Annotated in this window: 20 protein-coding genes and 1 pseudogene; 19 read left to right on the top strand and 2 right to left on the bottom strand. The window is 68.6% G+C overall.

The annotated features are described in order from the left end of the window. The first annotated feature begins 58 nt into the window (after positions 1–58). The 14 genes and pseudogenes from BN3385_RS24685 (at position 59) to smc (ending at position 15,085) form a co-directional block, all read left to right on the top strand. On the top strand, positions 59–1,156 hold the full coding sequence (locus BN3385_RS24685; protein ID WP_082690626.1) for an alpha/beta hydrolase: 1,098 nt from the start codon (positions 59–61) through the stop codon (positions 1,154–1,156). A 75-nt stretch (positions 1,157–1,231) separates the two neighbouring features. Next, positions 1,232–2,017: pseudogene (locus tag BN3385_RS29100) on the top strand (DsbA family protein); the annotation flags it as partial. Then, positions 2,000–2,569 (top strand): vitamin K epoxide reductase family protein, encoded by a 570-nt coding sequence (locus BN3385_RS29095; RefSeq protein WP_502688113.1) that lies wholly within the window; start codon positions 2,000–2,002, stop codon positions 2,567–2,569. The pseudogene BN3385_RS29100 and the gene BN3385_RS29095, both read left to right, overlap by 18 nt. Positions 2,570–2,604: 35 nt before the next feature. Then, positions 2,605–6,003, top strand: coding sequence for a pyruvate carboxylase (locus BN3385_RS24670; protein ID WP_059020864.1), 3,399 nt, complete (start codon positions 2,605–2,607; stop codon positions 6,001–6,003). Beyond that, positions 6,000–6,554, top strand: a complete 555-nt coding sequence (gene rsmD / locus BN3385_RS24665; RefSeq protein ID WP_059020862.1) for a 16S rRNA (guanine(966)-N(2))-methyltransferase RsmD — start codon at positions 6,000–6,002, stop codon at positions 6,552–6,554. Before BN3385_RS24670 ends, rsmD begins: the two co-directional genes overlap by 4 nt. A 22-nt stretch (positions 6,555–6,576) precedes the next feature. Next, on the top strand, positions 6,577–7,056 hold the full coding sequence (gene coaD, locus BN3385_RS24660; RefSeq protein ID WP_059020860.1) for a pantetheine-phosphate adenylyltransferase: 480 nt from the start codon (positions 6,577–6,579) through the stop codon (positions 7,054–7,056). A 212-nt stretch (positions 7,057–7,268) separates the two neighbouring features. Further along, a complete protein-coding gene (gene sepIVA, locus BN3385_RS24655) occupies positions 7,269–8,006 on the top strand; it encodes a cell division protein SepIVA (protein ID WP_059020859.1) in 738 nt (245 codons plus the stop codon). 59 nt (positions 8,007–8,065) lie between these two features. Beyond that, entirely contained in the window at positions 8,066–8,662 is a 597-nt protein-coding gene (locus BN3385_RS24650; protein WP_082690624.1) for a YceD family protein, read from the top strand. Then, positions 8,659–9,351 carry a ribonuclease III gene (gene rnc, locus BN3385_RS24645; protein ID WP_059020857.1) on the top strand — a complete coding sequence of 231 codons (693 nt, stop codon included), beginning with the start codon at positions 8,659–8,661 and terminating at the stop codon, positions 9,349–9,351. The genes BN3385_RS24650 and rnc overlap by 4 nt, the downstream gene beginning before the upstream one ends. Positions 9,352–9,370: 19 nt before the next feature. Next, positions 9,371–10,234, top strand: coding sequence for a bifunctional DNA-formamidopyrimidine glycosylase/DNA-(apurinic or apyrimidinic site) lyase (gene mutM, locus BN3385_RS24640; RefSeq protein WP_059020855.1), 864 nt, complete (start codon positions 9,371–9,373; stop codon positions 10,232–10,234). 21 nt (positions 10,235–10,255) lie between these two features. Then, positions 10,256–10,711 carry a cupin domain-containing protein gene (locus tag BN3385_RS24635; protein WP_059020853.1) on the top strand — a complete coding sequence of 152 codons (456 nt, stop codon included), beginning with the start codon at positions 10,256–10,258 and terminating at the stop codon, positions 10,709–10,711. Between the two features lie 63 nt (positions 10,712–10,774). Beyond that, complete coding sequence (locus BN3385_RS24630) at positions 10,775–11,191, top strand: OsmC family protein (RefSeq protein WP_059020852.1); 417 nt, start codon at positions 10,775–10,777, stop codon at positions 11,189–11,191. Further along, positions 11,178–11,459, top strand: a complete 282-nt coding sequence (locus tag BN3385_RS24625) for an acylphosphatase (RefSeq protein ID WP_059020850.1) — start codon at positions 11,178–11,180, stop codon at positions 11,457–11,459. Before BN3385_RS24630 ends, BN3385_RS24625 begins: the two co-directional genes overlap by 14 nt. A 26-nt stretch (positions 11,460–11,485) precedes the next feature. After that, positions 11,486–15,085, top strand: coding sequence for a chromosome segregation protein SMC (gene smc, locus BN3385_RS24620; RefSeq protein ID WP_059020848.1), 3,600 nt, complete (start codon positions 11,486–11,488; stop codon positions 15,083–15,085). On the opposite strand, the gene BN3385_RS24615 is transcribed toward smc, so the two are convergent. Beyond that, positions 15,078–15,941, bottom strand: coding sequence for a lysophospholipid acyltransferase family protein (locus tag BN3385_RS24615; RefSeq protein ID WP_059020846.1), 864 nt, complete (start codon positions 15,939–15,941; stop codon positions 15,078–15,080). The genes smc and BN3385_RS24615 overlap by 8 nt on opposite strands. A 129-nt stretch (positions 15,942–16,070) precedes the next feature. Between BN3385_RS24615 and BN3385_RS24610 the strand changes: the two genes are divergently transcribed. Together BN3385_RS24610 and BN3385_RS24605 are read left to right on the top strand one after the other, a co-directional pair. Beyond that, positions 16,071–17,135, top strand: coding sequence for a phosphotransferase family protein (locus tag BN3385_RS24610; RefSeq protein WP_059020844.1), 1,065 nt, complete (start codon positions 16,071–16,073; stop codon positions 17,133–17,135). Continuing rightward, entirely contained in the window at positions 17,132–18,085 is a 954-nt protein-coding gene (locus BN3385_RS24605; protein WP_059020842.1) for a DUF7064 domain-containing protein, read from the top strand. The genes BN3385_RS24610 and BN3385_RS24605 overlap by 4 nt, the downstream gene beginning before the upstream one ends. On the opposite strand, the gene fni is transcribed toward BN3385_RS24605, so the two are convergent. Continuing rightward, positions 18,082–19,101, bottom strand: coding sequence for a type 2 isopentenyl-diphosphate Delta-isomerase (gene fni, locus BN3385_RS24600; protein WP_059020840.1), 1,020 nt, complete (start codon positions 19,099–19,101; stop codon positions 18,082–18,084). The genes BN3385_RS24605 and fni overlap by 4 nt on opposite strands. Before the next feature lie 66 nt (positions 19,102–19,167). Between fni and ftsY the strand changes: the two genes are divergently transcribed. The 3 genes from ftsY (at position 19,168) to BN3385_RS24585 (ending at position 22,391) form a co-directional block, all read left to right on the top strand. Continuing rightward, entirely contained in the window at positions 19,168–20,490 is a 1,323-nt protein-coding gene (gene ftsY / locus BN3385_RS24595; RefSeq protein WP_059020838.1) for a signal recognition particle-docking protein FtsY, read from the top strand. Between the two features lie 177 nt (positions 20,491–20,667). Beyond that, positions 20,668–22,047 (top strand): ammonium transporter, encoded by a 1,380-nt coding sequence (locus BN3385_RS24590; RefSeq protein ID WP_197415263.1) that lies wholly within the window; start codon positions 20,668–20,670, stop codon positions 22,045–22,047. Between the two features lie 5 nt (positions 22,048–22,052). After that, on the top strand, positions 22,053–22,391 hold the full coding sequence (locus BN3385_RS24585) for a P-II family nitrogen regulator (RefSeq protein WP_059020834.1): 339 nt from the start codon (positions 22,053–22,055) through the stop codon (positions 22,389–22,391). Positions 22,392–22,410: the final 19 nt, after the last annotated feature.

The following is a 22,410-nucleotide window of genomic DNA, read 5'->3' as shown; positions in this document are numbered from 1 at the left end:
ATACTGGCCTGGGGTAATTGTCGAAACCGTCAACGCAGCGCTGTGCAAAGCTGAGGCCATGGCAGCGACGACAACCGGCGCACCGACACGCGGTCCGCTGACACGCAAGGCGCTCGCAGTGGGCAACCGGGCCGGGGTGAAGGTGATCCCGCATCTGCCGGGTGCCGTCAAACGGCTGGTGTCCGGCGGTCGCGCCGTCACCATCGACGGCAACACCCTGGACCCGTCGCTGCAGATGCTGGCCACCGCGCAGCGCCTGCAGGGGCTGACCGGGTTCACCGCCCATGAGGATCCGTCGGCCAGCCGCACCCAGACCACCGAACTCGCCCGCAGCTTCGACGAGCCCGACATCCTGGTGGCGGCCACCCGTGCGGTGTCCATACCCGGGCCGGCCGGTGCCATCCCGGCACGCCATTACCGGCCGCTCGGTGACGAGCGCGCCCCGCTGCTGGTCTTCTATCACGGTGGCGGGTATGTGGTCGGCGACCTCGAGAGTCACGACGCCGCCTGCCGGCTGATCTGCCGGGACGCCGGGGTCCATGTGCTGGCCGTCGACTACCGGCTGGCCCCCGAGCACAAGGCGCCCGCCGCCGTCGACGACGGCTACGCCGCCTACACCTGGGCCCGTGAGCATGCCGCCGAGCTGGGCGCCGACCCCGAGCGGGTAGCCGTCGGCGGTGACAGCGCGGGCGGCAACCTGGCGGCTCTGGTCACGATCCGGGCCCGCGACGCCGGCGACCCGCTGCCCGCACTGCAGTGGCTGATCTATCCGGTGACCGACTTCCGCGGGCAGACCCGCTCACGCACGCTGTTCGCCGACGGTTTTCTTCTGACCAGGCGGGATATGGACTTCTTCACCGCATGCCTGCTGGAGGGATCCGGCCTGGACGCCGCCGACCCCCGGGTGTCGCCGCTGCTGGCCGAGGATCTCAGCGGCCTGTCGCCGGCGCTGGTCATCACGGCGGGCTTCGATCCGCTGCGCGACGAGGGGGAGCAGTACGCAGCGAAACTGCAGGAAGCAGGCGTCGTCGTGGACGCCCGCCGGATGGGATCGATGACGCACGCGTTCATCAATCTCAACGCGCTCGGCGGTCAGGTCGCCCGGGCGAATGCCGAGATGATCTCGGCGTTACGCGCCCACCTAGCCCGCGCCTGACGGGCGCGACACCGCACGCCGGTACTCTGGAGACGCCAACACGACAGTCCAGAATCAGCGAGGATCTCCCGACCCGTGGCCAACAACAAGAAAAGCACGCCCCGCTACGACCTGAAGGCTGCGGACCGCAAACGCAACCTGGCCATTCAGCTGGGTCTGACGGCCATCGTCGTCATCTTCGCCGTCGCCCTGGTGCTCTACATCGTGATGGGCCACGAGAAGAAGACGGCCGCCGGTGATGCACAGGCCGTTCGGATCACCTCCAGTGCACTAATCAAGAAGGACGGCACCGACGAGCCCAAGGCCGTCCTGTCGGTCTATGAGGACTTCCAGTGCCCGCACTGCCGTGACTTCGAGAAGGCCTTCGGCCCGACGATCAACAAGCTGGTCGAAAGCGGTGCGGTGGCCGCCGACTACTACTCGGTCGCCATCCTCAACTCCCGGGTGAACGACAACTATTCGACCCGCGCGGCCAATGCCGCCTACTGCGTCGCCGACGTCGACAAAGAGGCGTTCGTCCGATTCCACTCGGCGCTGTTCGCCATGCAGCCTGAGGAGGGCGCCAGTGCCCCCGACAACGCCCGGCTGATCGAGACTGCCCGGCAGGCCGGAGTGCCGACCGACAAGGTCTCCTCGTGCATCAACGGCGGCAAGTACAACGACACGATCGAGGGCCTGGCTGCCGCTGCCAAGATCAACGCCACCCCGACCATCCGGCTCAATGGCGAGGACATCAGCCCGGCGACCCCCGACGACCCCGGCCCCCGCAGCACCATGAGCGTCGCGACACCGGCACCTGTAGAGCCGACCGAACCCGCCGCCTCGGCGGGCGGCCCGGCCGGGGTGCCGGTGCGCCCGACCAGCGCCTGGTGGGTGCTGATCGCGGGGGTGATCGGCTTCGTCGCGGCAGCGACGTTGACGATCGAGAAGATCGAGATGCTGATCAACCCGACCTACGTGCCGACCTGCAGCATCAATCCGGTGCTGTCGTGCGGGTCGGTGATGGTGACCCACCAGGCGTCGGTGTTCGGCTTCCCCAACCCGCTGATGGGTATCGCCGGCTTCTCGGTCGCCATCGTGACCGGTGTGCTGGCGGTGGCCAAAGTCCGCCTGCCGCACTGGTATTGGGTCGGCCTGATGGTCGGCACCGGGCTCGGCGTGGTGTTCGTGCACTGGCTGATCTACCAGTCGCTGTACGTCATCGGCGCGCTGTGCCCGTACTGCATGGTGGTGTGGTCGGTGACCATCCCGCTGTTCGTGGTGGTGTCCTCGATCGCGCTGCGGCCGCTGGCCGGCAACGCGGTGGCCCGCGCGCTCTACACCTGGCGGTGGTCGATCGTGGTGCTCTGGTTCACCGCCGTGATCCTGATGATCCTCGTGCGCTTCTGGAACTACTGGTCCACTCTCATCTAGCGCCGACCACTGCGCGGTGAGGGTAGGGTTTGCCCGTGATCTCTAAAGTTCTGGTCGCAAACCGTGGTGAGATCGCGATCCGCGCTTTCCGCGCCGCCTACGAGATGGGCATCGGCACGGTGGCGGTGTATCCCTACGAGGATCGCAATTCCCTGCATCGCCTGAAGGCCGCCGAGTCGTATCAGATCGGCGACATCGGCCATCCGGTGCGCGCGTATCTGTCGGTCGACGAGATCGTGCAGACGGCGCTCGCGTGCGGTGCCGATGCGATCTATCCGGGTTATGGATTCCTCTCGGAGAACCCGGAACTGGCGGCAGCGTGCGCAGCGTCGGGAATCACCTTCATCGGCCCGGACGCCTCGATCCTGGAGTTGACGGGTAACAAGGCCCGCGCGATCGCGGCGGCCCGGGAGGCGGGTCTGCCCGTCCTGGCGTCGTCGGAACCCTCGTCGTCGGTGGCCGATCTGGTTGCCGCGGCGGCGACCATGGAGTTCCCGCTGTTCGTCAAGGCGGTGGCCGGTGGCGGCGGGCGCGGGATGCGCCGGGTCAGCGAACCTGAGGCGCTGCCCGAAGCCATCGAGGCGGCCAGCCGTGAAGCCGAGTCCGCGTTCGGCGACCCGACGGTGTTCCTCGAGCAGGCGGTGGTCAACCCGCGCCATATCGAGGTGCAGATCCTGGCCGACACCCACGGCAACGTCATCCACCTCTATGAGCGGGACTGTAGCGTGCAGCGCCGGCACCAGAAGGTGATCGAGCTTGCCCCGGCTCCGAACCTGGATCCTGCTCTGCGGGAACAGATTTGCGCCGACGCCGTCAACTTTGCCCGCCATATCGGCTACAGCTGTGCGGGCACGGTGGAATTCCTGCTCGACGAGCGCGGCCGGCATGTGTTCATCGAGATGAACCCGCGCATCCAGGTGGAGCACACCGTCACCGAGGAGATCACCGACGTCGATCTGGTCTCCTCGCAGCTTCGGATCGCCGCCGGGGCGACGCTGGAAGAGCTGGGCCTGTCCCAGGATGCGGTGCGCCCGCACGGGGCGGCGCTGCAATGCCGGATCACCACCGAGGACCCGGCCAACGGATTCCGCCCGGATACCGGGCGCATCACCACCTACCGGTCACCGGGCGGTGCGGGCATCCGCCTGGACGGCGGCACCCATCTGGGCGCGGAGGTCGGGGCGCACTTCGACTCGATGCTGGTCAAGCTGACCTGCCGGGGCCGCGATTTCCCGACCGCGGTCGCCCGCGCCGTGCGCGCGGTCGCCGAGTTCAGGATCCGCGGGGTGTCGACGAATATCCCGTTCCTGCAAGCGGTTCTGGACGATCCGGATTTCCGGGCCGGCCGGATCACCACATCGTTCATCGACGAGCGCCCCGAGTTGCTGACCGCGCGCTCCTCGGCCGACCGCGGCACCAAGATGCTGAAGTTCCTGGCCGATGTCACCGTGAACTCGCCCTACCGGGATCGGGATCGGGTCTACCCCCAGGACAAACTGCCGGCCCTCGACATCGCCGGGACCACGCCGCCGCCGGGCAGCAAGCAGCGCCTCACCGAGCTGGGCCCGCAGGGTTTCGCCGACTGGCTGCGGGATTCACCGGCCGTCGGGGTGACCGATACGACCTTCCGCGACGCCCACCAGTCGCTGCTGGCCACCCGGGTGCGGTCTTCGGGTCTGCTCACGGTGGCGCCGTACATCGCCCGGATGACCCCGGAGCTGTTGTCGATCGAATGCTGGGGCGGGGCGACTTACGATGTGGCACTTCGCTTCCTGAAAGAGGACCCCTGGGAACGCCTGATCGCGCTGCGCGAGGCGATCCCCAACATCTGCCTGCAGATGCTGCTGCGCGGCCGTAACACGGTGGGCTACACGCCGTATCCGGAGACGGTGACACACGCGTTCGTCGACGAGGCCGCCCGCAGCGGTGTGGACATCTTCCGGATCTTCGACGCGCTCAACAACGTCGACTCGATGCGTCCGGCCATCGACGCGGTACGGGATACCGGCACCGCGGTCGCCGAGGTGGCGATGTCCTATACCGGCGACCTGTCCAATCCCGGTGAGACGCTCTACACGCTGGATTACTGGCTGCGCCTGGCCGAGCAGATCGTCGAAGCCGGTGCGCATGTGCTGGCGATCAAGGACATGGCCGGCCTGCTGCGCCCACCGGCAGCCGCCACGCTGGTCTCGGCGCTGCGCAGCCGCTTCGACCTGCCGGTGCACGTGCACACCCACGACACCCCGGGCGGCCAGCTGGCCACCTACACCGCGGCGTGGCACGCCGGTGCCAGTGCGGTCGACGGGGCGGCCGCCCCGCTGTCGGGTACCACCAGCCAGCCACCGCTGTCAGCAATCGTCGCCGCCGCGGCGCACACCCCGTACGACACCGGGCTGGACCTGGGCGCGGTGTGCGACCTCGAGCCGTACTGGGAGGCGCTGCGCCGGGTGTACGCCCCGTTCGAGGCGGGTCTGCCAGCACCGACCGGGCGCGTCTACCACCACGAGATCCCCGGCGGGCAGCTGTCCAATCTGCGGACCCAGGCCATCGCGCTGGGACTGGGGGACCGGTTCGAAGACGTGGAGAACGCCTACGCCGGTGCCGACCGCATCCTGGGCCGGCTGGTCAAGGTCACCCCGTCGAGTAAGGTCGTCGGCGATCTGGCGCTGGCCCTGGTCGGTGCCGGCATCACCGCCGAGGAGTTCGCCGCCGACCCGGCCCGCCACGACATCCCCGATTCGGTGATCGGGTTCCTGCGCGGTGAGCTCGGTGACCCGCCCGGCGGGTGGCCGGAACCGTTGCGCACCAAGGCATTAGAGGGTCGCGGCCCGGCCAAGCCCGAGCAGCCGTTGTCGGCGGCCGACGAGAAGGTGCTCGCCGAGCCCGGCCCGGCGCGGCAGGCCGCGTTGAACCGGCTGCTGTTCCCCGGCCCGACCCGCGAATTCGAGGCTCACCGCGAGGAGTACGGCGACACCTCGGGCCTGTCGGCCAACCAGTTCTTCAGCGGGCTGCGCCAGGGTGACGAGCACCGGATCCAGCTCGAACGCGGGGTGCAACTCATCGTCGGACTCGAGGCGATCTCGGATCCCGACGAACGCGGCGTGCGCACGGTCATGTGCATCATGAACGGCCAGCTGCGTCCGATCCAGGTCCGCGACCGCAGCATCGCCGATACCGTGCCCACCGCCGAGAAGGCCGACCGGGCCAATCCCGATCACGTCGCCGCCCCGTTCGCGGGTGTGGTCACCGTCGGGGTGGCCGTGGGTGACGCGGTGAGCGCCGGGCAGACCATCGCCACCATCGAGGCGATGAAGATGGAGGCCGCGATCACCGCCCCCAAGGCCGGCACCGTCACCCGCGTCGCCGTCGCCAGCACCGCCGGTGTCGAGGGCGGTGACTTGCTGGTGGTGATCGGCCCGGGGGGAACAAGCTGACCCGGATCGTCGCCGGTGTCGCGGGTGGACGTCGAATCGACGTGCCCGCCAAGGGAACCCGGCCGACCACCGACCGGGTGCGTGAGGCCCTGTTCAACATGCTGGCCGCGCGGCGCGACTTCGACGGTCTGCATGTGCTGGACCTGTTCGCCGGGTCGGGCGCGCTGGGCTTGGAGGCCCTGTCGCGTGGCGCGGCATCGGCACTGTTCGTCGAGAATGACGCCCGGGCCGCCGCGGTGATCACCCGCAACATCGCGTCGCTCGGGCTCAGTGGTGCGACCGTGCGCCGCGGCGCGGTGGCCACCGTGCTCAGCAGTGCCCCGGCCAGGCCGTCAGATCTGGTGCTCGCCGATCCGCCCTATGACGTGCCCGCCGCCGACATCGACACTCTGCTCGGCCTGCTGGACCGCAACGGCTGGGTGGCCCCCGGCGCGGTGGTGGTGGTTGAGCGGGCGGCGTCCTCGCCGGCGCTGACCTGGCCGACGCAGTGGGAGGTGTGGCCGCAGCGACGCTACGGCGACACCCGGGTCGAGGCTGCTGAGGTGCAGTGACGGGCTGCTAGCGTCTGCTTCCATGAGTGGCGCGGTCTGCCCGGGGTCGTTCGACCCGGTGACGTTGGGACACATCGACATCTTCGAGCGCGCCGCCGCGCAGTTCGACGAGGTGATCGTCGCGGTGCTGATCAACCCGAACAAGTCCGGGATGTTCGACATCGACGAGCGCATCGCGATGATCACCGAAGCCACCAGCCATCTGCCGAACCTGCGCGCCGAGTCCGGCCGCGGCCTGGTCGTCGACTTCGTCAAGGAGCGCGGACTGACCGCGATCGTCAAGGGTCTGCGCACCGGAACGGATTTCGAGTACGAGCTGCAGATGGCGCAGATGAACAAGCACATCGCCGGCGTGGACACCTTCTTCGTCGCGACCACCCCGCAGTACTCGTTCGTCTCGTCGTCGCTGGCCAAAGAGGTGGCGATCCTCGGCGGGGACGTCTCGGCGCTGCTGCCCGACGCGGTGAACCGCCGGCTGCAGGCCAAGCTCGCCCAGCGCTGAGGGCACCGCCGGCGGACGACTTTTCCGCACTCTCGCGCATCCGTTCCAGCGGCCCGCGCAGGCCGACATAATGGGGCACACGTGCGGGTGGATCACCCTCTGACCAGTGGGCCTGTCGAAATTCGGAATCCGACACACCGACACGCCACCGCAGTCACAGGCGTAACACCAGGCACACTGGTCACTACCAACTACGCCAGGAGGGCGGCGCCGTGTACCGAGTTTTTGAAGCGCTCGACGAACTGAGCGCAATTGTCGAGGAGGCCCGCGGCGTGCCGATGACGGCCGGCTGTGTGGTTCCGCGCGGCGACGTGCTGGAGCTGGTCGACGACATCAAGGACGCGATCCCCGGCGAACTCGACGACGCGCAGGACGTCCTCGACGCCCGTGACGCGCTGCTGCGCGAGGCCAAGGAACACGCCGATTCCATGGTCGCCAACGCCACCGCCGAGGCGGATTCACTGCTGAGCCACTCCCGCGCCGAGGCTGACCGGCTGCTGGCCGACGCCAAGTCGCAGGCCGACCGGATGGTCGCCGAGGCCCGCCAGCACAGTGAGCGCATGGTGCACGAGGCCCGCGAAGAGGCATCGCGGCTGGCCGCGACATCCAAGCGGGAGTACGAAGCCGCCACCAGCCGGGCCAAGGCCGAGGCCGATCGCCTGGTCGAGAGCGGCAACATGTCCTACGAGAAGGCCGTACAGGAAGGCATCAAGGAGCAGCAGCGCCTGGTTTCGCAGACCGAGGTGGTCCAGGCCGCGACCGCCGAGGCGACCCGGCTGATCGACACCGCCCACGCCGAAGCCGACCGGCTGCGCGGCGAGTGCGACATCTACGTCGACAGCAAGCTCGCCCAGTTCGAGGACTATCTCAACGGCACGCTGCGCTCGGTCAGCCGTGGCCGCCACCAGCTGCGCACAGCCGCCGGAACCCACGACTACGTGCAGCACTGAGTTGCGCGACCGGCAGATGCTGTCCGGAACCTGTCGGGCCGCGTCTTAAGATCGAGGTTATGGCGACGCCACAACGTGCAGGGACGCACCCGGATCCGCGCTCGCCACTGGTGTTCGACGTGTCCCGGCTCGGCCGACGTCCCGGTTCGATGATGGAGGTCCACGAGACGGTGCCCAGCCCGTCGCGGATCGGGCTGGACCTCATCGCGATCGAGCGCGGCGCCGACATCGACCTGGATCTTCGGCTGGAATCGGTGTCCGAGGGCGTCCTGGTGTCGGGCACCGTCCATGCACCGACGAGTGGCGAATGCTCGCGCTGCCTGGGGCCGGCCGCCGGTGACATCGAGATCGTGCTCACCGAGTTGTTCGCCTATCCCGACAGCGCCACCGAGTCCACCACCGAGGAGGACGAGGTGGGCCGGGTCATCGACCAGACCGTGAACATCGAGCAGGCCATCGTCGATGCCGTCGGCTTGGCGCTGCCGTTCGCACCCGTGTGCTCCGAGGACTGCCCGGGCCTGTGCCCGGATTGCGGCGTCGCGCTGGCCACCGCCGAACCCGGCCATCACCACGACAAGATCGACCCGCGCTGGGCGAAGCTGTCCGGCATGTTCGACGAGGGGGATGGGTCCGGGCCGGAAGCGGGGCGCTCGTGACGCCGCCGCGCCAGAATCTGATCGACGCACTCGGGGTCGACCTGCCCGAGGACCTGCTCACCCTGGCGCTGACCCACCGCAGCTATGCCTATGAGCACGGCGGACTGCCGACCAACGAGCGCCTGGAGTTTCTCGGCGACGCCGTGCTGGGGCTGACGGTGACCGATGAGCTTTTCCACCGCCACCCTGAGCGCACCGAAGGTGATCTGGCCAAGCTGCGGGCCAGCGTGGTCAACACCCAGGCGCTGGCCGACGTGGCCCGGGTGCTCACCGACGAAGGTCTGGGCGCGCACCTGCTGCTCGGCCGCGGCGAGATGAACACCGGCGGCGCCGACAAGTCGAGCATCCTGGCCGACGGGATGGAGTCGCTGCTCGGTGCGGTCTACCTGCACCACGGCATCGAGGTCGCCCGTGACGTCATCCTGCGTCTGTTCGGCAACCTGCTGGACACCGCGCCCACCCTCGGCGCCGGCCTGGACTGGAAGACCAGCCTTCAGGAACTCACCGCCGCGCGGAACCTGGGTCCGCCGTCCTACGTCGTCACCTCCACCGGTCCCGATCACGACAAGGAGTTCACCGCCGTCGTGATCGTGATGGACACCGAGTACGGCAGCGGTATCGGCCGGTCGAAGAAGGAAGCCGAGCAGCGGGCCGCCGCGGCGGCGTGGAACGCGCTGGAAACAGCTTGAGTCCCAACCTGATTCACTGATGCCTGAACTCCCCGAAGTCGAGGTGGTGCGCCGCGGTCTGCAGGCCCACGTTGCCGGAAAGACGATCACCGCGGTGCGGGTCCATCATCCGCGCGCGGTGCGCCGGCACGAAGCCGGTGCCGCCGACCTCACCGCCCGGCTTCTCGGCGCACAGGTGCTCGGCACCGACCGCCGGGGAAAGTACCTGTGGCTCATCCTCTCCGACGACGAAGCACTGGTGGTCCACCTCGGGATGAGCGGGCAGATGCTGCTGGGTCCGGTGCCCAACACTGATCACCTGCGGATCGCCACCCTGCTCGACGACGGCACCGCGCTCAGCTTCGTCGACCAGCGCACGTTCGGTGGTTGGCAGCTGGCCGATCTGGTGACCGTCGACGGCAGCCGGGTGCCTGCCCCGGTGGCGCACATCGCCCGCGACCCGCTCGACCCGCTGTTCGATCGCGACGCTGTGGTGACGGTGTTGCGCCGCAAGCACTCTGAGATCAAGCGTCAGCTGCTCGACCAAACCGTGGTCTCCGGCATCGGCAATATCTACGCCGACGAGTCGCTGTGGCGGGCCAAGATCAACGGGGCCCGGCTGGCCGAGAAACTGACCCGCCGCCAGCTCGCAGAGCTGCTCGACGCCGCCGCCGAGGTGATGCGCGAGGCGCTGGGTCAGGGCGGCACATCGTTCGACTCGCTGTACGTCAACGTCAACGGTCAGTCCGGATACTTCGACCGGTCGCTGAACGTCTACGGCCAGGAGGATCGCAACTGTCGGCGCTGCGGGGCAGTGATCCGCCGGGACAAGTTCATGAACCGCTCGTCGTTCTACTGCCCGGTCTGCCAGCCCGCGCCGCGTCGGCCGCGCGCTGGCCGGTGAGCGGCCTGGTACTACTGTCACATGACTCAACGCCCCATCGAAGTGCGCTCCGGCGCGGGCACCGACCTGACTCCCGGCACCATCAACCCTGAGTGGGTCATCGAGGGCGATCCGCAGATTCGCAGCTCATGGTGGTCCAGTGACACCGACGGTCTGGCGGGCAACTTCGTCTGGGACTGCACCGCCGGCCGGTTCCGCTGGTACTTCGGATCCGATGAGACGGTCCACATCATCGAAGGTGAGGTCGAGGTCAGCGCTGACGGCATTCCCGCGACCTGGCTGCGCGCCGGGGACTCGGCGATCTTCCGGGCCGGAACCTGGGCGACCTGGTACGTGCCCACCTACGTCCGCAAGCACGCCGTCCTGCGTACTAATCTGCCCGGGCCGTTGCGCGCCCAGGTCATCTGGGGCAGGCGCGCCAAACACGCGCTGCGCCGCCTGCTCGGACGCGGCGCTGCCGCCGAGCCGCAGCTGTGACGATGACGACGATGACGGCGATGACGTGGAATAACCCCGAGCCATCAGATGTAGGAATGTGCCATGACTGAACTGTGGGTGGAACGCACCGGTATCCGCCGCTACACCGGGCGCAGCAGCCGCGGGGCCGAGGTTCTGATCGGTTCGGAGACCGACGAGGGTGTGTTCACCCCCGGCGAGCTGCTGAAGATCGCGCTGGCCGGCTGCAGCGGGCTGAGCAGCGATCAGCCGTTGCGCCGCCGGCTGGGCGACGACTACCCGGCGGTGATCCGGGTGGCCGGCGACGCGGACCGCGAGCAGGAGCGCTACCCGCTGCTCACCGAGAAGCTGGAGATCGACCTGTCCGGGCTTTCGCCCGACGAGGTAGAACGGCTGATCGTGGTGGTCAACCGGGCGATCGATCAGGTCTGCACCGTCGGGCGCACCCTGAAGAACGGCGCAGAGGTCAATTTCGAGGTGGCCGACGGTGGCCGAGCCTGACGTTCGCCTGACCGCCTGGGTGCACGGCCACGTCCAAGGCGTGGGTTTCCGCTGGTGGACGCGATCGCGGGCGCTGGAACTGGGCCTGACCGGCTACGCCAGTAACCAGGCCGACGGACGCGTGCTGGTGGTGGCGCAGGGTCCGCGGCCCGCGTGCGAGCGGCTTCTGGAGTTGCTGCGCGGCGGTTCGACCCCCGGTTCGGTGGATAACGTGGTCGCGGACTTCACCGAACCCGGCGAGCCGATCGTGGGCTTCCGCGAACGCTGACCCGCCCGCCGGTAATCTCACTGACCGTGTACCTCAAGAGTCTGACGCTGAAGGGCTTCAAGTCGTTCGCGTCCCCGACGACTCTGCGGTTCGAACCCGGCATCACCTGCGTGGTCGGCCCCAACGGCTCGGGCAAGTCCAACGTCGTCGACGCGCTGACCTGGGTGATGGGCGAGCAGGGTGCCAAGACGCTGCGCGGCGGCAAGATGGAAGACGTCATCTTCGCCGGTACCTCGACCCGGGCGCCGCTGGGCCGCGCCGAGGTCACGCTGACCATCGACAACTCCGACAATGCCCTGCCCATCGAGTACTCCGAGGTCTCGATCACCCGCCGGATGTTCCGCGACGGTGCCGGCGAGTACGAGATCAACGGCAGCAGCTGCCGGCTGATGGACATCCAGGAGCTGCTGTCGGACTCCGGCATCGGCCGGGAGATGCACGTCATCGTCGGCCAGGGCAGGCTCTCGCAGATCCTCGAATCGCGGCCCGAGGACCGTCGGGCCTTCATCGAAGAAGCCGCCGGTGTGCTCAAACACCGCAAGCGCAAGGAAAAAGCGGTCCGCAAGCTCGACTCGATGTCGGCCAACCTGGCCCGGCTCACCGATCTGACCACCGAACTGCGCCGCCAGCTCAAGCCGTTGGGCCGCCAGGCCGAGATGGCGCGGCGCGCCCAGACCATCCAGGCCGACCTGCGCGATGCCCGGCTGCGGCTGGCGGCCGATGACCTGGTGGCCCGGCGCGTCGAGTTCGCCGGCGCCGACAACACCGAGACCACCCTGCGCCGCGAGCACGACGAAGCCGCCGAGCGGCTGGCCGTGGCGACCGAGGCGCTGGCCGCCCACGAAGCCGCCGTCGCCACGCTCTCGGAACGCACCGACGCCGCCCAGCAGGCCTGGTTCCGGCTCTCCGCGCTGGCTGAGCGGGTCAGCGCCACCGTGCGCATCGCCAGCGAGCGGGCCCAATACCTGGACACCGAACCCGCCGCCAGCACCGGACCGGACCCCGACAAGCTGGAGGCCGAGGCCAACGAGGTTGCCGCCCGTGAGCAGCGGCTGCAGGCCGAACTGACCGAGGCGCGCACCCGGCTGGAGGCGGCCCGCGCCGATCTGACGGAGAAGGAGCGCGCCGCCGCCGAGGCTGAACGGGCGCATATGGCGGCTGTGCGGGCCGAGGCCGATCGCCGAGAAGGCTTGGCGCGGTTGGCCGGTCAGGTCGAAACCATGCGGGCCCGGGTCGAGTCGATCGATGACGGGGTGGCCCGGCTGACCAACGCGATCGAAGAGGCGGCCGCCCGCTCGCAGCAGGCCAAGGCCGAGTTCGAGACGGTTCAGGGCCGGATCGGCGAACTCGATCAGGGCGAGCTCGGTCTGGACGAACACCATGACCGCAGCATCGCCGCGCTGCGGGCGGCCGATGAGCGGGTCGCGGAACTACAGACCGCCGAGCGGGCCGCTGAGCGTCAGGTGGCCTCGTTGCGGGCCCGGATCGACGCGCTTGCCGTGGGTCTGGAGCGCAAGGACGGCGCCGCGTGGCTGGTGCAGAACCGCGGTGGCGCAGGACTTTTCGGCACGATCGCCAAACTGGTCAAGGTGCACGCCGGCTACGAGGTGGCGTTGGCCGCGGTGCTGGGTGCGGCGGCCGATGCTGTTGCGGCCGACGATTTCGACGCCGCTCGCTCGGCAGTGCGTGCGCTCAAGGAAGCCGACGGCGGCCGTGCCGCAATCGTGTTGGGGGACTGGCCTGTTCGCCATCGTGCGGACACCGGGCCGCTGCCCGGTGGGGCGCGCTGGGCGATCGACCTGGTCGACGCGCCGTCCCGGCTACAGGGTGCGATGTCGGCGATGCTCGCTGATGTCGCCGTGGTCGACGACCTCGGTGCGGCGCTGGATCTGGTCGCGGCCCGACCGGCGCTGCGCGCGGCCACACTCGACGGTGATCTGGTCGGTGCCGGCTGGGTCAGTGGCGGTTCGGACCGCAAGCCGAGCACCCTGGAGATCGCGTCGGAAATCGAGAAGGCGAAAACGGAACTCGCCGCCGCCGAGACTCAGGTCGAGGAGCTGTCCGCTGCGCTGGCCGGTGCGCTCAGTGAGCAGGCCAACCGGCAGGACGCCGCCGAGCAGGCCTTGGCCGCGCTCAACGAGTCTGATGCGGCGATCTCGGCGATCTACGAACAGCTCGGCCGCTTGGGGCAGGACGCCCGCGCCGCCGAGGGGGACTGGCGCCGCCAGGTCGCCCAGCGTGACGAACTCGAAGCCAGCCGGGCGCAGACCGTCGAGGAACTGACCGCTCTGGAAGGCAGGCTGGCCGCAGCACAGGAAACCCAGACCGTCGTCGACGACGCTCCGGTGGACCGTCAGCAGATGCAGACCGCCGCCGAGGGTGCCCGCGCCATTGAGGTGGAAGCCCGGCTGGCGGTGCGCACGGCCGAGGAACGCGCGAATGCTGTTCGAGGGCGGGCTGATTCGCTTCGCCGTGCCGCTGCTGCCGAGCGCGAGGCGCGGATCCGCGCCCAGCGGGCCCGCGCCGCCCGCGCGCATGCCGCGACGGTTGCCGGCGCGGTGGCCGAGTCCGGCCGCCACCTCGCCGAGCGTCTCGCCGGGGTGGTTGCGGCTGCCTCGCGGCGCCGTGATGCGCTGTCCGCCGAGCGGCAGGAACGTGCCACCGCCATGGCCGCCGCCCGCGAGGAGGTCACGACGCTCAACAGCCGGATTGCTGCGCTGACCGACTCGCTGCACCGCGACGAGGTGGCCAAGGCGCAGGCGGCGCTGCGCATCGAACAGCTCGAGGAGATGGTGCTCGAACAGTTCGGTATGGCCGCCGACGACCTGATCGCGGAGTACGGACCCGATGTGTCGCTGCCACCCTCGGAGCTGGAGATGGCCGAGTACGAGCAGGCCAAGGAGCGCGGTGAGCAGGTGACGGCCCCGGCGCCGCTGGCGTTCGACCGGTCCACCCAGGAGCGCCGAGCCAAGCGTGCCGAACGCGAACTCGCCGAGCTGGGCCGGGTCAATCCGCTGGCGCTGGAGGAGTTCGCCGCACTCGAGGAGCGCTACAACTTCCTGGCCACCCAGCTCGAGGACGTCAAGGCGGCCCGCAAAGACCTGCTCGACGTGATCGCCGACGTGGACACCCGGATCCTGCAGGTGTTCGCCGAGGCCTATGCCGACGTCGAGCGCGAGTTCGAGCAGGTGTTCGCCACTCTGTTCCCCGGGGGCGAGGGCCGGTTGCTGCTCACCGACCCCAACGACCTGCTGACCACCGGTGTGGAGGTCGAGGCCCGTCCGCCCGGCAAGAAGGTCAAGCGGCTGTCGCTGCTGTCCGGTGGCGAGAAGTCGCTGACCGCGGTGGCGATGCTGGTGGCCATCTTCCGGGCCCGCCCGTCACCGTTCTATGTGATGGACGAGGTTGAGGCGGCACTGGACGACGTAAACCTGCGCCGGCTGATCGGGTTGTTCGAGCAGCTGCGCGATCAGTCTCAGCTGATCGTGATCACCCATCAGAAGCCGACGATGGAGGTCGCCGACGCGCTCTACGGCGTCACCATGCAGGGCGACGGCATCACCACCGTGATCTCGCAGCGGATGCGCGGCCAGGAGCTCGTCGCCTCGGGCAATCCCGCTACGTAGGCTGTACGGCTCGCGGCCACGCGAGCGGGTTCAGATTCCGGAACGGGTCGCCGGCGCGGACCTCCTGCAGTTCGGCAAGGGTCTTCTCCAATGCGGCCTGAGTTGTGTCCTTCACCGTCGTGATCCAGGTGTTTACACCGGTGCGTGCGGGCCGGGTCGTCGAAATCGGTTGGCCGAAGCGCAGATACATGCGTTGCGGGCGGGGGAGCAGGGTCGGGCCCACACCACGAACGAGCGGAATGCCCACGCCGGGCAGCCCGTGCACGCGCTCACCGAGGCCCCGCGTCGCGGTTTCCCATGTTCCGCCGCGCTCGACGAGGCTGCGGTAGACGTCGTCACCGCCGACCAGCCCGACGGGCACGATCGGATAGTCGTGCGTCACCGCCAGCCGGGCGAATCCGCTGCGGCGTTCCCACTGCAGGGTGTACTCCTCGCCCTTGAACTTGAGCATGTCGCGCCCACCGCCGGGGAACACCAGCAGGGTTTCGCCCTGCCGCATCAACTCCGCGCAGGTCTCCGGTTGGCCGGGAACGGCACCGGCGGCTTCCAGCACATCGCGCATCAGCCCGGTGGTTTCGGCCACCCGTTTGTTGGCCAATCCCCGCACCCGAACGCCGAGTTCGCGGTGCACGAAGTAGGGGATGAGCACGATCTCGGCCGAGCCGGAGACGGTGTGGTTGCCGACAAGCAGGAAGCGGCCGTCCCGCGGCAGGTTCTCGGTTCCGTCGACGTAGATCTTGCAGAGATCGATCGCCGGGGCCAACCCGTCGGCCAGGGCGAAGATCCCCTTCTTCAGGGTCTGCACCCGGGCCGGCTCGTTCACAAGACGGTCAACGTCATCGGTGGTCGTCGTCATATCCCGACTGTACCGACGAACTGACCAAATGGGGGATTTGGTCATAAAGTCACTCACGGAACCCGCAGTAGACGGATTTCAGAATCTGTACACTCCGGGAATGCCGCAATCGCCGTGGGGAATTCACCGATGACCGATGACGCGAGGCTCGAGAGTCTGCAGGGCTGGCTGGCCGCCCGGCTCGGCGGACCGGTGGCCCTGGCGGCCCGCGGCCGGCCGGGCAGTGGTTTCTCGGCGGACAACCTGATCTTCACCGCCACCGTCGGTGAACGCACCAGCACGCATGTCCTGCGCGTCGACTCACCGCACGCCCAGCCCTATCCCGAGCAGGCCGCCGGGCTGGGCACCGGGGTGGCACTGCAATCGGCGACCATGCAGGCGCTGCGCGCGACGGTCCCGGTGGCACCGGTGGTCGGGGTGGAGCTCGACGACGGTGTGCTGGGTGCTCCGTTCATGGTGATGGACTTCGTCGACGGTGTGGTGCCCAAGGAGACTCCGCCGTACACCGCCGAAGGTTTCTATCTCGACGCCGATCCCGATCTGCGCACGGCGATGATCACCCACGGCCTGACGGCGCTGGCCGCCGTGCACTCGGTGGATTGGCGTGGCGGCGAACTGGCAGTGCTCGATATCGGTGTCGAGGAGCCCGGGTCAGCCCGTCAGCTAGGGCTCTGGGATACCCACCTGCGCAACGGATTACGGGACAGGTCCGCCGACATCTTCGACACCGCCCTGGAGCGGTTGCGATCGACGCTGCCGCCCCAGCCTGCCGCCGACGACGTCGTGCTGCTGTGGGGTGATGCCCGGCTGGGCAACATCATCTGGGACCCCACGCGAGGCACACCGCGCGCCCTCACCGATTTCGAGGGCACCGCGGTAGGGGAGCGTGAGCTGGATCTGGGCTGGTGGCTGATGGCCGACCGCTGGATGCACGAGGGCTCCGGAATGGCCCGGCTGGCCGGTGAGCCGACTCGCGACGAGCAGGTGGCGATCTACGCAACTGCCGCCGGACGGCCTGTGGCCCAACTTGATTGGTACGAGTTGTTTGCCGCCTACCGATTCGCCACCACCGTCGTCTTCGTGATGAACCAGTGGGAGCAGGCCGGTGCGGTGCCCGCCGACCACACCATCTGGCGGGACAACCCGGCCACCGAACTCCTCGCGGCTATCCTGCAGGAGATGGTGCCGTCATGATCATCGGCCCCTACGCGGACAGCGACGACGAGTTCCACCCGCCGGCTGATCCCGCCGACCCGGAGTGGACCGAGACCTGCTGGTTCACCTTCACCGTGCCGCAACGTCGTCTATCCGGGCAGCTCTACCCGTTCTTCAAGCCGACCCTCGGCGTGCTGGCCGCCGGTGCCTACTTCTGGGACGACACCGGCGACCAGATCTGGAACTGCCTGTACGCCAAGAACTTCTGGCATCTGCCGCTGCCGGAAGAGCCGCTGTCGAATCTTCGGCTCGCCAACGGGGCCTCCTACGAGGTACTCGAACCGGGCAGCCGATATCGCATCGGCTACCACGACCCCGACGGTGACGAACTGCACGTCGACCTGACCTTCACCGGTGTGGCCAAGGCGAATCTGCTCGGCGAGAGCCATCTCGACCAACCCGGGCGATTCACCGGCGAAATCGTCCTGCACGGTGAGCGAATCCCGGTCGACGCCTACGGTTTCCGGGACCGATCGTGGGGGCGGCGCACCCAGCACGGAGTCGGTATCCATGCCACCCCGAGCAAGCGCGGCGGATACAGCTACGCCACCGCCTCGGAGCGCGACGGATTCCATGCGATCACCATGGATTTCGGCGACGGCAACGCGATCGCCATCCACGGCTACATCATCCGGGATGGGTTGTGGGGCAAGCTCACCGGTGGTCGCCGTGACGTCCTGGACCGGGACGCGTCAACCGGCGCCCCCACCCGGGTGCTGCTCACCGCCACCGACGAGCACGACCGCACCATCGAAGCGGCCGGCTCGACCCTCAACCGGCTCGGGTTCGCCATCAACCCCAACCTCTGGACATGGAACTGCCTGACCGAGTGGACCTGGGACGGGATCACCGCATACGGCGAGGACCACGACAACTGGAGCATGGCCGGCCAACGCGAGTTCGCCCGGCAGTTTCTCGCCGGACGTTAACCGGCAGGGGTGACACCGAGGCGGCGCAGCGCGGCCACGTCGTCAACCCCGCAGCCGTGCAGGCAGATCCGCAGTTCCTCGACAAAGCCCTCCAGGGCATCGAGGGCGGCGGCGGGCGATTCGATCGCGGGCGCCAGCAGCGGGCGGGCCAGTGCCACCACATCGGCGCCCAGCGCCAGAGCCTTGGCGGCGTCCATCCCGGTCCGGATCCCGCCGGAGGCCACCAGCGGCATGTCCGGCAGCGTCCGGCGTACCTCCTGCAGCGCCTGCGCGGTCGGCACACCCCACTCGGCGATCGCCGGGTAGCGGACCTCGCCGTAGCGCACCAGTTGCTCCACCCGGGCCCAGGACGTTCCGCCGGCTCCGGCGACGTCGACTGCCGCGATCGGCAGGCCGCGCAGCCGCTGCGCGGCGGCGGTCCCGATCCCGTGGCCGACTTCCTTGACCATCACCGGGCAGGGCAGCGCCTCGGCCAGCCGGCGCAGCCGCTCCAATGAGCCGCTGAAGTCGGTGTCACCGTTGTCCTGCATGGCCTCCTGCAGGGGGTTGGTGTGCACGGCCAGCGCGTTCGCGCCCACGCGCTCCAGCGCGGCGGCCAGTTTGGGGATGACGGCGTCCGACAGCTGGGCCAGGCCGATGTTGCCGATCAGCAGCACGTCGGGAGCCAGTTCGCGGACCTCGAAGCTGCGGGCGGCCTCGTCGTTGTCGAGCATGATGCGCTGGGAGCCGAGCATCATGCCGACTCCGAGCTTCTGGGCCGCCTCGGCCAGATTCCGGTTGATCGTGCGCGACAGTTCGGCCCCACCGGTCATCGCCCCGACCAGAACGGGTGCCCGCAGCTGGGTGCCGAGGAACTGCGCGCTGAGGTCGATCGTGGTGAGGCTGGTCTGGGTGAGCGCGTTATAGGGCAGTTCGTAGCGCTCGAAGCCGGTGGTGACCCCGACGTACTCGACCGGGCCGGTCAGGCAGGCGTCGATATGGCGCAGTTTGCGGGTCGCAATCCCACCGCGGTCCATGGTCACCGCCTACCCGGTTGTCCGGGGGCGACACAGGCCCACACCGCGCCCTGAAAGAATGGCACGGTGTCAGAGGGTCTCTGGATCGCTATCGCGGTCATCGCCGTCCTGGTCGTCGCTGCACTGATCATCGGTCTGGTTCGCTATCGGCGGCGGCAAATCAGTTTGCGCCCCAGTTCAGAGGCTGCCACACCCATTGACCGGTCGGGCGGCTATACCGCCTCGTCGGGCATATCGTTCACACAATCGTCAGCAACGGCGACGCTGGACTCGGCGTCGGATAGCGGCCAGGGGAGGCCGGGTGTCGGTGATGATGCCGCGCTGCCCCGCGATTCGGTCAAACGGCCGATCTCCGAGGTGCGCCTGCCCGAGCCGCCGGTCATCGAGGAGCCTCCGGCCGTCGTCGCCCCTGAGGTTCTGGCCGAACCTGAGCCGGCCGCCCCCGCGGCCCCCGCTGTCGAGGACATCGCGCCGACCGAAGGCCGGCTGGAGCGCCTGCGCGGCCGGCTCGCCAAGTCCCAGAACGCGCTCGGCCGCAGCGTGCTCGGCCTGCTCGGCGGTGGTGACCTGGACGAGGAGTCCTGGGAAGAGGTCGAGGACACCCTGCTCATCGCCGACCTGGGCCCGGTGGTCACCGCCTCGGTCATCGAACAGCTGCGCAGCAGGCTGGCCAGCAGCACCGTGCGGACCGAGGCCGACGCCCGCGCCGTGCTGCGCGAGGTGCTGATCTCTGAACTCAACCCGGGCCTGGATCGCTCGATCAAGGCCCTCCCGCACGCCGACAAACCGTCGGTCCTGCTGGTCGTCGGCGTCAACGGCACCGGCAAGACGACCACCGTCGGCAAGCTGGCTCGCGTGCTGGTGGCCGACGGGCGCCGGGTGGTGCTCGGCGCGGCCGATACCTTCCGCGCGGCCGCCGCCGATCAGCTGCAGAGCTGGGCTTCGCGGGTCGGTGCCGAGGTGGTGCGCGGCGCCGAAGGTGCCGATCCCGCCTCGGTGGCCTTCGACGCCGTCGATAAGGGCATAGCCGCGGGCGCCGACGTCGTGGTCATCGACACCGCCGGTCGCCTCCACACCAAGACCGGCCTCATGGATGAATTGGGCAAGGTCAAGCGTGTGGTGAGCAAGCGGGCGGCCGTCGACGAGGTGCTCCTGGTGCTCGATGCCACCATCGGGCAGAACGGGCTGGCACAGGCGCGGGTGTTCGCCGACGTCGTCGACATCACCGGCGTGGCGCTGACCAAGCTGGATGGCACCGCGAAGGGCGGCATCGTGTTCCGCGTGCAGCAGGAGCTGGGTGTCCCGGTCAAGCTGGTCGGTCTCGGCGAAGGTCCCGACGATCTGGCGCCATTCGAGCCTGGCGCTTTCGTCGATGCGCTGCTGGGCTGACCGCAAATCCGTTCGGCGCGGCGTGAATTGCGGGATGTAACAACCGCGAAACGAAGACCCTCTATCCGTTCACATTCGCGAAACACACAGGCGTCGTAGCGGAAACAACCACTGCGCATTGTCTTGGCCTAGGTCAACGGTGCCTAACCGTGGCATGGGTGAAGGAGGAAACTGCGAGTGGATGGATTCCCGGTAATGGGCGCGCCGGACACCGGCGACACGGCGTGGATGCTTGCGAGCTCCGCGCTGGTGCTGCTGATGACGCCAGGCCTGGCCTTTTTCTATGGCGGCATGGTGCGCGCCAGGGGCGTGCTCAACATGATCATGATGAGCATCAGCTCCATGGGCCTCGTGACGGTGCTCTGGGTGCTCTACGGCTACTCGATCGCCTTCGGCGAGGACAAGTTCAACCTCTTCGGTGACCCCACCCAGTTCTTCGGGCTCAAGGGTCTCATCGGTGGAAACGCCGTCGCCGCGGTCTCGGCTGACCCGGCCGCGGGTGTCGAAGCCGTCGATGCGGTGAACATCCCGCTGGTCTTCACCTTGCCGGCAACGGTATTCGTGGCCTTCCAGCTGATGTTCGCCATCATCACCGTCGCCCTCGTTTCCGGCGCCGTCGCCGACCGCCTCAAGTTCGGCGGCTGGCTGGTGTTCGCAGGCCTGTGGGCCACCTTCGTCTACTTCCCGGTCGCCCACTGGGTGTTCTCGTTCGACGGTGGTACCTCCGAGACCGGTGGCTGGATTGCCAACAAGCTCAAGGCAATCGACTTCGCCGGTGGCACCGCGGTCCATATCAATGCCGGTACCGCAGGCCTGGTTCTGGCCATCATCCTGGGCAAGCGCGTCGGGTGGCCCACCACGCCGATGCGGCCGCACAACCTGCCCTTCGTGATGCTGGGTGCCGGTCTGCTGTGGTTCGGCTGGTACGGCTTCAACGCCGGATCCGCGACCGCCTCGGGCGGTCTGGCGGGCTCGACCTTCATCACCACCACGGTGGCCACCGCGGCCGCCATGCTCGCCTGGTTGCTCACGGAGCGCATCCGTGACGGCCATGCCACCACCCTGGGTGCCGCGTCGGGCATCGTCGCCGGTCTGGTGGCGATCACCCCGTCCTGCTCGGCGGTGAATGTGCTTGGCGCGCTGGTGATCGGTGCGGTTGCCGGTGTGGCCTGCGCCCTGGCGGTCGGCCTGAAGTTCAAGTTCGGCTTCGACGACTCGCTCGACGTGGTCGGCGTCCACCTGGTCGGCGGCATCCTGGGCACCCTGCTCATCGGTCTGGTCGCCACTCCCGAGGCTGGTGCCGGTGTTGCTGGCCTGTTCTACGGCGGCGGCTTCGAGCAGCTGTGGCGACAGGCGGTCGGTGCGGGCGCAGTTTTGCTCTACTCGGCTGTTGGTACCGCTATCTTGGCCTTGATCGTCAAGTACACCATCGGACTGCGGCTTGACCGTGAGGCCGAGGCGTCTGGCATCGACGAAGCCGAACACGCGGAGACCGCGTACGACTTCGCGGTTGCCGGCAGCGGCTCGGTTCTCGGTCGTCACGGCGCGGAGGAATGAGGGAAATGAAGCTGATCACTGCGATCGTCAAGCCGTTCACGCTCGAAGACGTCAAGACCGGTCTGGAGCAGGCGGGTATCCTCGGAATGACCGTCAGCGAAGTCCAGGGGTATGGACGACAGAAGGGTCACACCGAGGTCTACCGCGGTGCGGAATACTCCGTCGACTTCGTGCCCAAGGTCCGTGTGGAGGTCCTGGTCGATGATTCCGCCGTTGACAAGGTGGTCGATGTCATCGTCCAGGCAGCCCGGACCGGCAAGATCGGCGACGGCAAGGTGTGGGTCAGCCCGGTGGAAACCGTTGTACGGGTTCGCACGGGCGAGCGGGGCTCTGACGCCCTCTGACGTACACGATGTGAGTCTT

Source organism: Mycobacterium sp. M26 (assembly GCF_001494595.1).
Classification (GTDB): domain Bacteria; phylum Actinomycetota; class Actinomycetes; order Mycobacteriales; family Mycobacteriaceae; genus Mycobacterium.
The sequence above is the reverse complement of the archived record's forward strand: the minus strand, read 5'-3'. Positions and strand labels throughout refer to the sequence as shown.